A 13,840-nucleotide genomic window follows, 5' to 3' on the forward strand; every position below is an offset into this window, starting at 1 on the left:
CTCTACCTTTTCATACCGCTAAAAAAAGTTTGTATAAACTGATTTTCAACGCTAAATATATTATCTAAATTACCTTCATAGACCACTTCTTTATTATCGATTATCGCAACATGGTCTAGTGTGTCGTAGATTGAACGCAAATCGTGTGACACCATTACAATGGTAAGTCCTAGCAAATCTCTTAGTTTAACTATCAAAGAGTCAAACTCTCTAGCAGATATTGGGTCAAGCCCACTTGTTGGCTCATCTAAAAAAAGAAGCTTTGGATCCATGGCTAGTGCTCTGGCAAGACCTGCTTTTTTTTTCATTCCACCGCTTATTTGTGATGGAAAGAGATAAGCATCTTCAGCCCTTAAGCCAACTATATTTATCTTAAAAGCAACAATCTCATCAATCATAGCTTCTGAGAGATCACTATACTCAACAAGAGGAAGCGCAATATTGTCTCGCAGATTTAGAGATGAAAATAGCGCTCCATACTGAAATAAAACACCCCATCCGCGTCTAAGTTCCATTGCATCTTTATAGCTGATATTTTTTAGTTTATGACCAAGTACTTCAATATCTCCGCCATGAAATTCTTGAAGCATTACCATCTCTCTAAGCAACGTTGTTTTGCCACATCCACTAGGGCCAAGTATGCCATATATACTTCCCTTAGGCACACTCAAATTTACGCTTTCATGAACTACTTTTTCATCAAAGACAGTTCTAACGCCACTTAGTTTAATAATACTATTCATTATATCCCCAAGTTTGTAAAAGCTATCGAGAAGATAGCATCACATATAATTACCGCAAAAATTGACTCTACAACGCTTTTTGTTGTATTGAACCCTATACTCTGCGTATCATCTTTAACAAGCAGTCCTTGATATATTGCAATAGCGGCAATTAAAAAGGCAAAGAAAGGTCCTTTAATGATACCGACTATAAAGTGTTTTATGTTTATTACTTCATTAAATCTATCCAAAAACATATCAACAGTTATCTCTAAATCAAGATTTGCAACTACCATTCCGCCTATTATTGCCATAATATCTGAGACAAAAATAAGAATTGGCATCGTTATCATAAGCGCCACTATTTTTGGAACAACCAAAAATCTATATGGATCAAAGCCCATTGTCTGCATAGCATCAAGCTCTTGAGTTATCTTCATAGCCCCAATTTGTGCTGTAAAAGCAGAACCGCTTCTTCCAGCTATTACTATTGCGGTGATAAGCGGGGATAACTCTCTTAAAATTGAGAGCCCTAACATATCTACTATAAAAATATTTGCCCCATATAGCTTTAGTTGATAAGCAGATTGATACGCTATAACAACACCGATTAAAAAACTAGTAAGGGCAATTATTCCAAGCGCCTTAATGGCACACTCGTTCATTTCAAAAGCAATCTCTTTAAAGCGTATATTTTTATAAGAGATAAGATATCGTAGCTTGTGTGTAAATAGTTCTCCAATAAATGCCATAAAATATACAAAGTTTAGATAAGTTTTGTAGCTTTTTTCGCCTATTTTTTCAATTGGATCTCTTTTTGGTTTTTTTGCTATTTTTTGAAGTGTTGCTTTTTGAGATCTGATTAACTCTAACATATCAAAAACATCTCTGTTTTGACACTCTATTTCTACGCTAGAACCATTTAGTTCAAGCTTTTTTTGCAGATTATTTAAAAATATAGAACCTGCACTATCTAAAAAAGATAACTCAAGAAGATCTATAACTACACTTTTTTCTTTTGAAAATTCTGTTTTATCTATCTCTTTTTTATATCTCATAAGATTATAGAGGGTAAGCTCCCCTCTAAATTTTAGAGTGAGCCCATTATCAAGATGGATAATTTTAAAAGAGGAGTAATTCATACGGGAAGCTAAAAATCTCTTTGTAGAAGTTTTTTAACTTTTAAGATAGTTATAATTCTATCTTCTTGTTTTCCAACACCATCAATTGATGTATCATCACCACTTGCAGTATCAGGCGCTGGTCCTATATTTGACTTTTTGATTCTTATCGCCATTGTGAGCCTGTCAATTACAAATCCTGCAACATCATCTCCATCTCTCATGACGATAAATCTTGTCTCTTCATTATGCTTTTTTTGGTTTAGTCCAAATTTCAGACGTAAATCTATAAGTGGAATAACAGCACCACGCATATTAAAAACGCCGACAACGTACTTTGGCACTTGTGGAACTCTAGTCCATGGAAATGGTTTAATAATCTCTTGAATAGATAAAATTGGAACAGCGTACTCTTCATCCCCGATTACAAAACCAACTAATTGAACAACATCATTTACATTCTCTTGATTACTATCTCTTAGATTCTGTTTTTTGATTATCTGTTGTAATTTATCGCTCATTTTAAAAACTCCGATCTAAAATTAATGTTTCTTTGAACTACGCTCATTAGATAATCCGCAGAATATGGCTTAGTAATATACTCAACCATTCCAGACTCAACTCCGCGCATTCTATCAGATTTGCCAGTGCGAGAAGTTACAGCAATTAGAGGCAGATTTTTATAGCGGTTATATTTTTTAATCTCTGTTGCAAGTGAATAACCATCCATTCTAGGCATCTCTATATCAACAAGCATCGCATCAAAATTGTAATCGCCCTGTTTTAAGATACCAAGTGCTTCTTGTCCATCACCCGCTTCAACCAATGTCACACCAAGTGGCTCTAACGCTTTTCTCATAATAGTTCTGTCAGTTTTAGAGTCATCTACTATCATAACTGTATAGTCACTTGCTTTTGTTTTTTCATATGTCAGCATCGCTGCATCAGAAGTGCTATCGACTATTGCACTTGCCTTAACATGTTTTGCCATATCCATAATTGCTACAACATCAACGATAAGCGTTACGCCGCCATCTCCTCTGATTGTTGCTCCAGCAATGCCATCTATTCCTTTGAGGAACTCTCCAAGAGATTTTATAACAATCTCCTCTTGTCCAACAAGAGTATCAACTATAAGCCCTAGTTTACTAGCCCCAAGCCCAAGAACAACAACATAAGCATATTCACTTGAGTCTAAAATACGCTCAACTTCAAAAATATCCCCGATATGCACAAGCGAGAGAACATCTTCACGAAGTCTCATAACAGAGCGACCCTCAACGGTATAAACTTCATCTTTTGATATTCTAACAGTCTCTAAAACTGAAGCAAGAGGGATAGCATAATGCTCCTCTTGAACACCAACTAAAAGTGCTTGAATAATAGCTAGAGTTAGTGGTATCTTTAACTTCATAGAAGTTCCGATTCCTATTTCACTATCTATGTCTATGATTCCGTTTACTTTTTCGATATTTGTTTTTACAACGTCCATACCAACACCGCGCCCTGAGACGTTTGTGACAACTGCTGCTGTTGAGAAACCTGGTTTAAAGATAAGCGCAAACGCCTCTTTATCACTCATATTGTCAGCTTCTTTTTCTGTTATAAGCCCTTTTTCAAGAGATTTTCTCTTTAGCATATCAACATCAAGGCCTTTTCCATCATCATCAATCTGAATAACGATTTGGTTGCCTTCATTGTACGCTTTTAACTTTATCGTACCTGTCTCACTTTTACCCTGTTCAGCACGTATCTTAGGGATTTCTATCCCATGGTCACATGAATTTCTAATGATGTGAACAAGAGGGTCACCAATCTCTTCAACAATCGATTTATCAAGCTCTGTATCTTCACCAAATATTTCAAGCTCTATTTTTTTATTAAGTTCTCTGCTTAAATCACGAATCATTCTAGGGAATTTGTTAAATACTTTGCCAATTGGAAGCATTCTTGTTTTCATAACAGCAATTTGCAGGTCAGTTGTAACGATAGAGACGATAGAAACAACCTGATTTAGCTCTTCTAAAAAGCTCTCGCCCTCATAACGCTCTTCAACGTCATCATTGATTTTGATAAGTCTGTTTTTAGCAAGAACAAGTTCTCCGATAAGGTTCATTAAGTGGTCAAGTCTTTTTACGTCAACTCGGATAGTCTGCTCAACATTTGATTGTTTTTTTGCTGGAGAAGCAGCTCTTGCCTCATCGCTTGAATCTGAGTCATCACCAAAAGATGCTGGTTTTCTTGCTGGAGTAACAACAACTGGACTCTTCATAGCGGGTACATATTCATCTTCGGCATCATTTTCATTTGACGCTTTTGCGCTATCATTTGATGCTCTTTGTTCTCTTTTTTCTTTATCTTCTGCTTGTCTTTGTTGAAGAAGTCTCTCTATCTCGGCCTCTAACTCATCAGCATCCATATTGTCGTAATCTGGCTCATTACTGTTATCAACGTTAACAATCTCTTCCTCTTTAGGCTCTTCTACTTTAATCTCTTCTTTAGGTGCTGGTGTTGATTTTAGAACTTCATCCTCACCGTATCCCTTAGAACATTTATCAAGTCTTGAAACACAGCCAGAGACATCAATGCCATCATCAGCGCTTGTATCACGAATTGTAGTTAAGAGCGCTTTCATAAGGTCAATTGACTCTAAGATAACATCCATAATAGCTGGAAGAATAACGAGTTCTCCATGTCTTGCTTTATTTAGTACATCTTCCATATGGTGCGTCAAGTGCGTTAAAACATCAAAGTTTAAAAATGATGAAGCCCCTTTTACGGTGTGTGCTACACGAAATATTCTATTTAAAAGCTCTAAATCATCTGGTCTTGTTTCTAATTCAACTAAATCCTGATCCAGTTGCTCTATAAGCTCGAAAGACTCTACTAAAAAATCTTGCAATATCTCTTGAAATTCATCCATATTTATACTCCCTACTTCATATGTGCACGAACAATACGTGCTACTTCATTGTAAAATGAACTTGCTTTAAACTTAACCAAGTAAGCTTCACCACCAGCCTCAACACCTCTATCTTCACTAAAATGATCACTTATTGAAGAGTTAAATACTATTGGGATATTTTCAAATCTTTCATCTTCTTTGACATTTGCTGCAAAGTGGAAACCATCCATTCTAGGCATCTCAACGTCTGATACAATGATTTTTAAATTTTTAGCTATCTTGTCTCCATAAAGTTCATATAGCTCATCAAGTTTTTCAAGACCCTCTTCGCCGTCAATCGCTTCAAGTACATCAAAGCCCATCTTTATAAGAGCCTCTTTTACTATTTTTCTAGCTGTTGAACTATCATCCAATACAAGAGCCAATCCTGAGAAACTCTCTATATCAGAAGAGTTAAACTGCGTGTCTGGTTCATAAAGACCAAGGTCTTGCACAACGCTCTCTAGATCTAGTATAAGAAGAACATTGTCTCCTTCTATCTTCGTAACACCAGTTATCTTGCTTCCTTCAACGGAAGCGCTGTTGCTCATAAAAGATGCAGGTTCAATATCAGTCCAGCTAATACGTCTAATTCTTTTTGCTTCATGAACGATAAAGCCAATCAAAACATTATTAAACTCTGTAATAATGACTCTTGAGTTTTTTTCAATGCCTTCAGGCTGTTTTATTTTCATCCATTTTGCAAGATTTACAACAGGAATAACAACACTTCTTAAATCAAATATACCCTCTATAAACTCTGGTGTTCCAGGAAGGTCTGTTAATTTTGGAAGCTTAATAATTTCACGAACTTTAGAGACATTTATCCCATAAATTCCCTCATAAACTCTCTCATCTTCTTGTTTGAAGATGCGAAAATCTACAAGTTCCATCTCGTTTGAACCAACTTTTAATGAATCATCTATATTCATATACTAAATCCCTTTTGAGAAATTTTTCTCTTCTAATAACTCTATATTGTCTGTCGATTTTACTATAAAGTATCTTTGATTGCAAGCAAAAGCACCAAGATTAATATATATAAAATCTCTCATTTTTATCATCTTGTTTTGATGAAAATGCCCCTCAACAAAATAGTCACAACTATATTTCTCAGAGAGTCTCTTAGTCATAAAAACCTCTAAACCAATAAACTCTTTACAATCATTCTTTTGGCTCAAGTATAGGTCTAAACGTTTTAAAATGCAATTTTTCAAAACTGTATCAACAGCTCTAAGAAGAAGCAGTACGTAATGATTTCTAATTGCTTTTGTATATATCTTATACCCCAATGCGCCCTCTATGTCTCCATGGCTTAAAAGAACTTTTTTCTCTTTATAACTACATGTAAGAGGTTGAGATGCGATTGGAAAAACTTTTATATTTGGAAAAATTTTTTTAAGATTAAAGTCGTGATTTCCCTCAAGATAGATAACTTCTATCTCTTTTGATATCTCATTTATAAGGTTTATGGCTTCTTGATTTATCGTATGTGTGTAGGGAATTTCACCAAAGAGTGCATCAAATATATCACCCATTAAAATCAGCTGTGTTGGGCGTAGTGTGTGAGAATAAATATCTTTTAAAAAATCTAAAAAAAGTGGACGTTTATAAGAGTAGTGCGCATCTGCTACTACAAATGCACCCTCTAGTATCTCAAACTTTTCTTGCATTACTTATGGAACATACGCTATATTTGGAATTCCAAGCTCTTCATCAAGCCCCATCATCAAGTTTGCATTTGCAACAGCAGCCGAAGAAGCACCTCTCATTAGGTTATCTATCGCACTTGAGATAAAAAGAACGTTGCCCTTTTGTTTTACATAAACATCACAAAAATTAGTTCCTGCAACATTTTTCATCTCTACTGGATTTTTACTAACTCTTACATGCTTTGCATCTTTGTAAAATTCACTTAAAACTGAAAATGCGTCAAAATCACCTTCAACTTGAATGTAGATAGAGCTCAACATGCCACGAGTAAGAGGAACTAAATGAGGAACAAAATGAACCTCATCAAAATCAACTCCAAGCTTTTGAGCAATCTCTGGAGCGTGTCTGTGCATAAGCGGATTGTACGCAAAGAGATTGTCATTTACATTTACAAAGTGCGTTACATCACTTAGTTTTTTGCCAGCTCCGCTAACACCTGTTTTTGAGTCAACAATAATTGGCGTATGCGCTACACGCTTGTCCATAAATGGCAACAGACCCAAAATAGCAGAAGTTGGAAAACATCCAGGATTTGCTACAAGTGTAGCACTTCTTAGCTCTTTGGCAAAAAGTTCAGGAAGCCCATAAACTGCATGAGATAGATTTTTGGTATCTGTATGAGGGCAGTAAAACTCCTCATAAATATCTTGAGGAAGTCTATAATCAGCCGATAAATCAACAACTTTGAGCCCTTTTTCTATGAGAGGTTTAACATACGCCATGGCTGTTTGATGAGGAACTGCTAAAAAAACAAGTTCACACTCCTGCGCCAACTCATCTATATCTACTTTTAAAACATTACACTCAAAAACACCCTTGAGAGATGGATGCAACTCGCCTAGAGTTACTCCTCCCTCAGAGTTTGCAACATAGGCGAGATTAAACTTTGGATGCTTTATAAGAATCTTAACAAGTTCAAGCCCCGTATATCCACTGGCTCCGATAACACCTACATTAATGACACTCAAAGACTATCTCCTGATATTTTACTTCAACTATCTCAAACTCTTTTTTGCCATTTGGAAGCTGAACTTTTACATCATCCCCCTCTTCTCTGCCAAGAAGTTGTTGTGCCAATGGAGAGTTAAATGAGATTAGTCCCGTATCTGGGTTTGATTCGCATCCGCCTACTATTGTATATGTAAACTCCTCTTCACTCTCTAGGTCACAAAGAACTACAGTTGAGCCAAAGCTCACTTTAGCATGTTCTAATTCAGTTGGGTCTACTATCTTTGAAGAACCAATAAGTTCTGCTAGTTCAGCTAAACGGTTATCTAAAATCTTTTGTTGCTCTTTTGCAGCGTGATATTCGGCATTTTCTTTTAAGTCACCATGTTCTAGTGCCTCTTCTATATCTTTAACAACACGAGGTCTCTTAACCTCTTTTATATTTTTTACTTCAGCTTGGAGTTTGTTATATCCAAACAGTGTCATTGGCTCTATTTTTTGCATAAACTATTCTCTTTTTATATTGATTTTTTTGCATAATTATAGCAGATTAAACACCTGCTTAGTTTATCACACTCATTAGCGAAAGGTCAAACTTCGTCTTTGCTTCTATGCACTCTATAGTTATAATGCATCCACTTTTGCTTATCTTTTTTGCATCTTTTATACCTTCTAAAAGTGTTATGCTCTCGTTTGAAGTTTCATCGTATGCAAAAAGCGTCTCATCTTTTATGAAAAAATCTCTCCCACCGCCGCAACCATCGCCTATGATACCTCGACACGAAAGAGGATTTGGCTTTTTTTCTCTTACCATTTTTATAGCCTCACTACACATTACAAACCCAAACGCTGCAGTTACTCCGACAAAGCTTCCTTTATCTTTTACTTGTGCTTCTTCAGAAGAAAATACAACTTTGTACTTTTTTTTAAACCCTCTTTTTCTCAACTCATAGCGGATTTTTGAACCAAATTTATCGCCATAGCTCTTAAAAATATCATCTACATATATCTTTGTCGGGTCCAATCTTTTGGCACTTCCAAGAGAAGATATAAGCTTTTTATAGCACTTTTGAGCAAGAGCTAATTTCGCTTTTATATCATCAATAGCATCAAGAACAACGTCATACTCATCAAAGTTAAAGTTTTTTATCCACTCTTCATCTATACGAGCATTTATTATCTCTACATCTGGATAGTGCTTTTGAAGAGCTTCAACTTTTATCTCGCCCTCATGCAGTTCAGACCAAAGTTGGCGATTTTGGTTACTCTCATCATAAGTATCAAAATCTACTATCGTTATATCACTCACGCCACTTCTAAAGAGACAATCAAGACAGTGTCCGCCAACCCCGCCAACGCCAAGCAGTAAAATTTTTGCATCTTGAAGTTTTAAGAAGTCATCTCCCAAGAGAGATTTTATACGTTCGTATCTCACTCTTCTACTCTATCCATGCTTTGAGTTTATTCATACTTTTATATGCGCTCATATCAAGCTGTATTGGCGTTATAGAGATATTTCCAGCCTCAATAGCTTCATAATCACTTATACCCTCCACTCCCTCTCTTGGTAGAAAATTTAGAGGATGAAGCCCTAGCCAGTAGAACTCCTCTCCTCTTGGGTTTCTATGAAGATGTGAGTCGTTTGCGTAAAATCTATACCCAGCATAAGTTACAACCATCTTTGCATCTCTGTTATCGGTAGAATCAAGGTCTGGCGGAATATTTACATTTAAAAACTCTCTTTTTGGCAGAGGAAAAGAGCCGTTTTTTATCTTTAAAACAAGCTCTTTTATAACCTTTTGCGCCAGAGTAAAATCGCCCTGAGGGTCACTAAAATCCATAACTTGAGAGATAGCTATGGAAGGAACGCCATGAAGAACTCCCTCCATAGCACCTGCCGCTGTTCCTGAGTATGTAATATCCTCACCCATGTTTGAGCCTCTATTTATTCCGCTGATAAGCAAATCTGGTTTTGAATCTACATATATTGTGCTAAGTGCAAGGTATACGCAGTCACTTGGGGTCCCATCATCAAGCTTAAAAAAGTTATCATCAACCCCTACAAAACGCAGAGGTCGTACAAGCGTTAAAGAGTGCCCACATGCTGATTTCTCACTTGCAGGTGCTACAACCATAACATCCACTCCTTCTATCTCTTTGAGCGCTTTAACTAGCGCCAGAAGCCCCTTTGCCTCGTACCCATCATCATTTGTAACTAAAATTTTGTATCTCAAAAAAGTTCCTTAAATTTGCTAAAAAATTATTGTGTATTGATATTCTAACATCACTTATCAAAAAATAAAATTGTGCTCTCTCTTTAAAATGGAACTTCCCCACCCCATCGTTCCCAAGTTTTACTCCCTCTCCCTCGTTCCCAAGTTTCACTTGGGAATGCATACACCCCCTTCCTCGTTCCCAAGTTTCACTTGGGAATGCATACATCAAAAAAACTTTTCAATCTCTATCAACCCATCAACACCTTCATAATTCCGAGCACTACTATAGCGCCAAAACTTAGCTTCATCTATATAACCTCTTTTTACAGGATTTTGATGTATGTAGTTAATCCTCTCATGCATCATGTTGTCATCTTTAATCAGTTTAGGCTGTATCCCCTCTTGCCAAAGCTGATAAGTAGTCTCTTTTTTGTGCGCCTTCTTGTAAAAAGCCAATTGCTCAAGTATGGTTTTTACATTTTTTTCTTGAAGAAGCTTTAAAATCTCTTTTGCAGTATGGGCTTTGAAGCTCCTCATTGATTTACCTATATCATCACTGCTTACAACCAAATGAAGATGATTTTCAAGTATCACATAGGCATATAGTTTTAGATTATCTGTCTGTTGAAGGTACTTTAAACTCTCAAAAATTATGTCTGTTGTTTCTACTCTTGTAAAGATAGGTATCCAGTGAAGAATTGTACATGTTACAAAGTGCGGATGTGTCTGTTCATATATTTTGTATCTGCTTCTTCCCATAAAACTTCCTTTTTGTTTAATGGTATCAGATGTTTTTGTAGTTGGTTGATTTTATTGCAGATTGTCATATTTTGTGGCGTACTTGTTTCCATGCTGTGCTTTTCTTGCCCCCATGCCACTCTCGCTCCCATGCTGTGCTTGGGAGTGTATACATCAGTTTATAGCTTTTGCTTCTGTTTTACATGTATGCATTCCCAAGTGGAACTTGGGAACGAGGAAAAAGTACCTGAATAAGTTTTACCTATTTCTATAGCATTTTCATAACTTGAATATGCAAATCTTGAGAGTTCACCCATGTCTGTAATTGTATTTGTATTTAGTGTTAATTCTGCCATTGTTTTTTCCTTATCTTAAAGTTATATGTTTTGCTCGTGCATTTGTTAAATGACCAATAGATATAAAAACATCATGATCAAATATCTTAGGTGTTTTTCCACCACATAATGGTTCAGAAGTAAATCTTCTCCCTCCAACCATATCTGGGACAAGAGAAGATGAGTATAATTGCATTACTCTTGTGTTATAGGCAATTACCTTATTTGCAGTGTTATCTATAACTTTTACTTCATCCATATATATGTACTCTTTTGCTGAGTCTGGCAGAGGTAATTTTTTAGTTGTAACCGTATAGTTCATTTTTGGCATAGCTTCTTTGGTTGTTTGGGTTATTACTAAGTTTAGTTTTTCTTTTTCTTCTTCTATCTGTTTTTGGATGGAGGATTTTTTCTGGTCTGTTTCTCTAAACGCTGCACTCAACTCTTTTAATGGAGATGATTCCTTGCTATATCCATCACGAAATTTAGAACTACTTTTATCGTAAAGTTTATCAAAAGCTTCGCTTGAAGCTTTTTTTCTCACCTTCCACTCTTCCGCAACAGCAAATCCCTCTTTAACCAAGTCTATATAACTTTGAGGTGCATCTTTAAAAGAGTATATTTTCACATTACCATCTGGTGTATTGAGTGCCATTATTTGTAGATGTACACCATCAAGATAGTTTATCACCATTAGTTTCGCATCTTCATCAGTAAAACCATTATATAGTTCATCCTCCCAGTAGATACTAACAGGTACTTCAACCACCTCACCTATCCAAGTCTTTGGATTTGGTTCTGCGGAGCAGTATTTCATTCCATAATATTTTGCAGATACAGTACTACAACCATTTATGCTAAGAAGCAAACCTATAATTAATCCACTTGTTAAAAACAATCTTTTCATTTACGCCACCTCTTTCTTTTGTTTTATTTGTTCTACATGCAAGTTACATGTAGATATGTTATTTGCTATAACTTCATCTCCAAATATATCAAGTGTGATTGTCTGGTATTGGTTAGTTGAGTTTAGAGTTATGGTGTCTTGGCTTAAAAACCCATAGTCTGAGCCATCAGTTGAGATATCATTTATGTTAAGCTCTAGCGTTACAGACTCTCCATCTTTTAACTCTCTTGAAGCTCCAATAATAAATGTCAGTTGGTTATTGTTATCCAAGTCGCCCTCTACTGTATTGACACTTGTTATATTTACATGTAGAACTGTTTCATCATCATTATTCATCTATAGTTCCTTCACCTGCGTTTTCTCGCTCCCACACTGTGCTTGGGAGTGTATGTCTTTGTTTGTCTATATGTTTTACCTATATGCATTCCCAAGTGAAACTTGGGAACGAGGAAAAATGAAACTATTTTATAATCAAAAGTATTGTATTATAAAATTTAACAATTTCCAACCATTACAAAAAAAATGTACTATTAAACTAGTATAAAAAATGCTGTTATTTGAGAATGAAAATACACTCTCGCTCCCATGCTGTGCTTGAGAGTGTATACATCAGTTTATGTCTTTTGATTCTTTTTTATCTGTATGCATTCCCAAGTGGAACTTGGGAACGAGGATATTCTAACATCACTTATCAAAAAATAAAATTGTACTTAACACCAAATAGTATGATAAAATCATCCCTCAATTAAGTAAATGGAGTCTTAGATGGATTTATTATTTGAAGATGTTGGTTATTTTGATTTAACAACTCTTGGACTTGGGATTGGTGATAAAAAAGGTTTAATGACTTTTGCACCAAAAGACGAAATCATACTTAGTGGTGTGGATGAAGTAAGAGAAATATTAAGCAAGTTAGATATAAAACACACTTTTTTCAAAAAAAATAGCGATAAAGTTGAAGCTCAAGAAGTTATCTTAGAGTGCAAATCAGAGGCTTCAAAACTCCATAAAGCGTGGAAAATCTCTCAAAATATTTTTGAGTATATGAGTGGTATCGCAACCTATACAAACACTCTTGTAAAAACGGCAAAAGAGATAAACCCAAATATAAGCGTATCAACTACTAGAAAAAACTTCCCTGGTGTAAAAGAGATGATGCTAAAAGCTGTCATGTGCGGAGGCGGCGCACCCCATCGCCTTGGGCTTTATGACTCTATTTTAGTATTTGATCAACATCTTGTATTTTTAAGCGATAAAGAGGAACTAGAGAGAAATTTCAAGAAACTAAAGAGTGAATTTATAGAGAAAAAGGTAGCCGTTGAAGTTGATTCACTGAGTAGTGCAAGGTATTTTGCCTCTTTGGGCGCTGATATTTTACAGTGTGAAAAGATGGATTATGAGACACTAAAAAACTGTGTAATGTTGAAAAAAGAGTTTTCAAATCTACTAGTCTCTGCAACTGGCGGTATCAACAAAGATAACATTGCTGAGTTTGCAAAGTGTGGCGTTGATTTTATAGTTACTTCATCGCCATACCATGCAAAACCTCTTGATATAAAAGTAAAAATAAAAGAGGACAACTAAAAAAATTTGATGATTTGACGATTTGTAAGCAAATTTAGGAGTTTTATATGGATACTTCATACTCACTTAACGCTTACAGGTCTCATGACTTAAACATCTCTATGAGAACATCTAGTGGCGATGTTATAGAGATGGATTTTGCAAATGAGAGTGCGCTTTGTATGAACTCTCAGAAAAACTCACAAGGCTCAAACAGTGAGTTTAGCTTCTCATCTATGCAGTCATTTAACTACTCCATAAAATCAAACGGTATAGATGAGCAAGACCAAAAAGAGATAGATGAGTTTATGAAAGTAGCACAGCCATATATAGATGACTTTTTAAAAGAGTTAAGCGAGGATGCTCCAACTTCTCCTGTTACAAAAATGGCAAAAGATATAGCCTCTATATTTGAGCCAAGCAAACTAAGAGACGAAAAGCAGACAAACCACGTGAAATCAAGCATTGTAGATATGTTTGATAATGCAATCTCAAAAGTAAAAACTAATGATGATATTTTTAAAGAGGTTCAAAGGCTATTAGAAAAAACTCTTCAAGAGTTTGATGAGTTTAATAAGAAATTATATGCTTAACTTTGACATAGAAATATGACGACTTGACAACATAAGTTCT

Annotated in this window: 16 protein-coding genes; 2 read left to right on the top strand and 14 right to left on the bottom strand. The window is 35.6% G+C overall.

The features are described from left to right. Positions 1 to 2 precede the first annotated feature (2 nt). From AC6H33_RS08395 to AC6H33_RS08460, 14 genes are all read right to left on the bottom strand, one after another. Positions 3 to 743 carry an ABC transporter ATP-binding protein gene (locus AC6H33_RS08395; protein ID WP_497604435.1) on the bottom strand — a complete coding sequence of 247 codons (741 nt, stop codon included), beginning with the start codon at positions 741 to 743 and terminating at the stop codon, positions 3 to 5. Beyond that, the gene (locus tag AC6H33_RS08400; protein WP_497604436.1) at positions 743 to 1,864 is read right to left on the bottom strand and encodes an MlaE family lipid ABC transporter permease subunit; all 1,122 of its coding nucleotides are present in this window, start codon (positions 1,862 to 1,864) and stop codon (positions 743 to 745) included. Before AC6H33_RS08400 ends, AC6H33_RS08395 begins: the two co-directional genes overlap by 1 nt. Before the next feature lie 8 nt (positions 1,865 to 1,872). After that, positions 1,873 to 2,364: a chemotaxis protein CheW gene (locus tag AC6H33_RS08405; RefSeq protein WP_497604437.1), complete on the bottom strand. Its 492-nt coding sequence runs from the start codon at positions 2,362 to 2,364 to the stop codon at positions 1,873 to 1,875. Then, positions 2,361 to 4,766 carry a hybrid sensor histidine kinase/response regulator gene (locus AC6H33_RS08410; RefSeq protein ID WP_497604438.1) on the bottom strand — a complete coding sequence of 802 codons (2,406 nt, stop codon included), beginning with the start codon at positions 4,764 to 4,766 and terminating at the stop codon, positions 2,361 to 2,363. The genes AC6H33_RS08405 and AC6H33_RS08410 overlap by 4 nt, the downstream gene beginning before the upstream one ends. Before the next feature lie 11 nt (positions 4,767 to 4,777). Then, complete coding sequence (locus AC6H33_RS08415; RefSeq protein ID WP_497604439.1) at positions 4,778 to 5,719, bottom strand: chemotaxis protein CheW; 942 nt, start codon at positions 5,717 to 5,719, stop codon at positions 4,778 to 4,780. A gap of 3 nt (positions 5,720 to 5,722) precedes the next feature. After that, positions 5,723 to 6,460 (bottom strand): UDP-2,3-diacylglucosamine diphosphatase, encoded by a 738-nt coding sequence (locus tag AC6H33_RS08420; RefSeq protein WP_497604440.1) that lies wholly within the window; start codon positions 6,458 to 6,460, stop codon positions 5,723 to 5,725. 3 nt (positions 6,461 to 6,463) lie between these two features. Continuing rightward, positions 6,464 to 7,468, bottom strand: coding sequence for an N-acetyl-gamma-glutamyl-phosphate reductase (gene argC, locus AC6H33_RS08425; protein ID WP_497604441.1), 1,005 nt, complete (start codon positions 7,466 to 7,468; stop codon positions 6,464 to 6,466). Further along, positions 7,455 to 7,952 carry a transcription elongation factor GreA gene (greA, locus tag AC6H33_RS08430; RefSeq protein ID WP_497604442.1) on the bottom strand — a complete coding sequence of 166 codons (498 nt, stop codon included), beginning with the start codon at positions 7,950 to 7,952 and terminating at the stop codon, positions 7,455 to 7,457. Before greA ends, argC begins: the two co-directional genes overlap by 14 nt. 58 nt (positions 7,953 to 8,010) lie before the next feature. Then, positions 8,011 to 8,883, bottom strand: coding sequence for a tRNA threonylcarbamoyladenosine dehydratase (locus AC6H33_RS08435; protein WP_497604443.1), 873 nt, complete (start codon positions 8,881 to 8,883; stop codon positions 8,011 to 8,013). Positions 8,884 to 8,887: 4 nt separating this feature from the next. Then, positions 8,888 to 9,682 (bottom strand): 5'/3'-nucleotidase SurE, encoded by a 795-nt coding sequence (gene surE / locus AC6H33_RS08440; RefSeq protein ID WP_497604444.1) that lies wholly within the window; start codon positions 9,680 to 9,682, stop codon positions 8,888 to 8,890. A 207-nt stretch (positions 9,683 to 9,889) separates the two neighbouring features. Then, positions 9,890 to 10,423: an REP-associated tyrosine transposase gene (locus tag AC6H33_RS08445; protein ID WP_497604445.1), complete on the bottom strand. Its 534-nt coding sequence runs from the start codon at positions 10,421 to 10,423 to the stop codon at positions 9,890 to 9,892. A 158-nt stretch (positions 10,424 to 10,581) separates the two neighbouring features. Continuing rightward, on the bottom strand, positions 10,582 to 10,758 hold the full coding sequence (locus AC6H33_RS08450) for a hypothetical protein (RefSeq protein ID WP_497604446.1): 177 nt from the start codon (positions 10,756 to 10,758) through the stop codon (positions 10,582 to 10,584). 10 nt (positions 10,759 to 10,768) lie between these two features. Then, positions 10,769 to 11,644, bottom strand: coding sequence for a hypothetical protein (locus AC6H33_RS08455; protein ID WP_497604447.1), 876 nt, complete (start codon positions 11,642 to 11,644; stop codon positions 10,769 to 10,771). Further along, entirely contained in the window at positions 11,645 to 11,980 is a 336-nt protein-coding gene (locus AC6H33_RS08460) for a hypothetical protein (RefSeq protein ID WP_497604448.1), read from the bottom strand. 429 nt (positions 11,981 to 12,409) lie between these two features. Between AC6H33_RS08460 and modD the strand changes: the two genes are divergently transcribed. Together modD and AC6H33_RS08470 are read left to right on the top strand one after the other, a co-directional pair. Beyond that, positions 12,410 to 13,228 (top strand): ModD protein, encoded by an 819-nt coding sequence (gene modD / locus AC6H33_RS08465; RefSeq protein ID WP_497604449.1) that lies wholly within the window; start codon positions 12,410 to 12,412, stop codon positions 13,226 to 13,228. 47 nt (positions 13,229 to 13,275) lie between these two features. Next, positions 13,276 to 13,800 (top strand): hypothetical protein, encoded by a 525-nt coding sequence (locus tag AC6H33_RS08470; protein ID WP_497604450.1) that lies wholly within the window; start codon positions 13,276 to 13,278, stop codon positions 13,798 to 13,800. The last annotated feature ends 40 nt before the right edge of the window (positions 13,801 to 13,840 follow it).

The sequence above is a fragment of the Sulfurimonas limnophila genome (genome assembly GCF_059705345.1).

Bases quoted from the DNA above. Each gene is read 5' to 3' on its own strand.
- AC6H33_RS08420 (WP_497604440.1), bottom strand. From the start codon at position 6,460: ATGCAAGAAAAGTTTGAGATACTAGAGGGTGCATTTGTAGTAGCAGAT.
- AC6H33_RS08405 (WP_497604437.1), bottom strand. From the start codon at position 2,364: ATGAGCGATAAATTACAACAGATAATCAAAAAACAGAATCTAAGAGAT.
- AC6H33_RS08455 (WP_497604447.1), bottom strand. From the start codon at position 11,644: ATGAAAAGATTGTTTTTAACAAGTGGATTAATTATAGGTTTGCTTCTT.
- AC6H33_RS08395 (WP_497604435.1), bottom strand. From the start codon at position 743: ATGAATAGTATTATTAAACTAAGTGGCGTTAGAACTGTCTTTGATGAA.
- AC6H33_RS08450 (WP_497604446.1), bottom strand. From the start codon at position 10,758: ATGGCAGAATTAACACTAAATACAAATACAATTACAGACATGGGTGAA.
- AC6H33_RS08410 (WP_497604438.1), bottom strand. From the start codon at position 4,766: ATGGATGAATTTCAAGAGATATTGCAAGATTTTTTAGTAGAGTCTTTC.
- AC6H33_RS08470 (WP_497604450.1), top strand. From the start codon at position 13,276: ATGGATACTTCATACTCACTTAACGCTTACAGGTCTCATGACTTAAAC.
- modD (WP_497604449.1), top strand. From the start codon at position 12,410: ATGGATTTATTATTTGAAGATGTTGGTTATTTTGATTTAACAACTCTT.
- greA (WP_497604442.1), bottom strand. From the start codon at position 7,952: ATGCAAAAAATAGAGCCAATGACACTGTTTGGATATAACAAACTCCAA.
- AC6H33_RS08445 (WP_497604445.1), bottom strand. From the start codon at position 10,423: ATGGGAAGAAGCAGATACAAAATATATGAACAGACACATCCGCACTTT.
- AC6H33_RS08415 (WP_497604439.1), bottom strand. From the start codon at position 5,719: ATGAATATAGATGATTCATTAAAAGTTGGTTCAAACGAGATGGAACTT.
- AC6H33_RS08400 (WP_497604436.1), bottom strand. From the start codon at position 1,864: ATGAATTACTCCTCTTTTAAAATTATCCATCTTGATAATGGGCTCACT.
- AC6H33_RS08460 (WP_497604448.1), bottom strand. From the start codon at position 11,980: ATGAATAATGATGATGAAACAGTTCTACATGTAAATATAACAAGTGTC.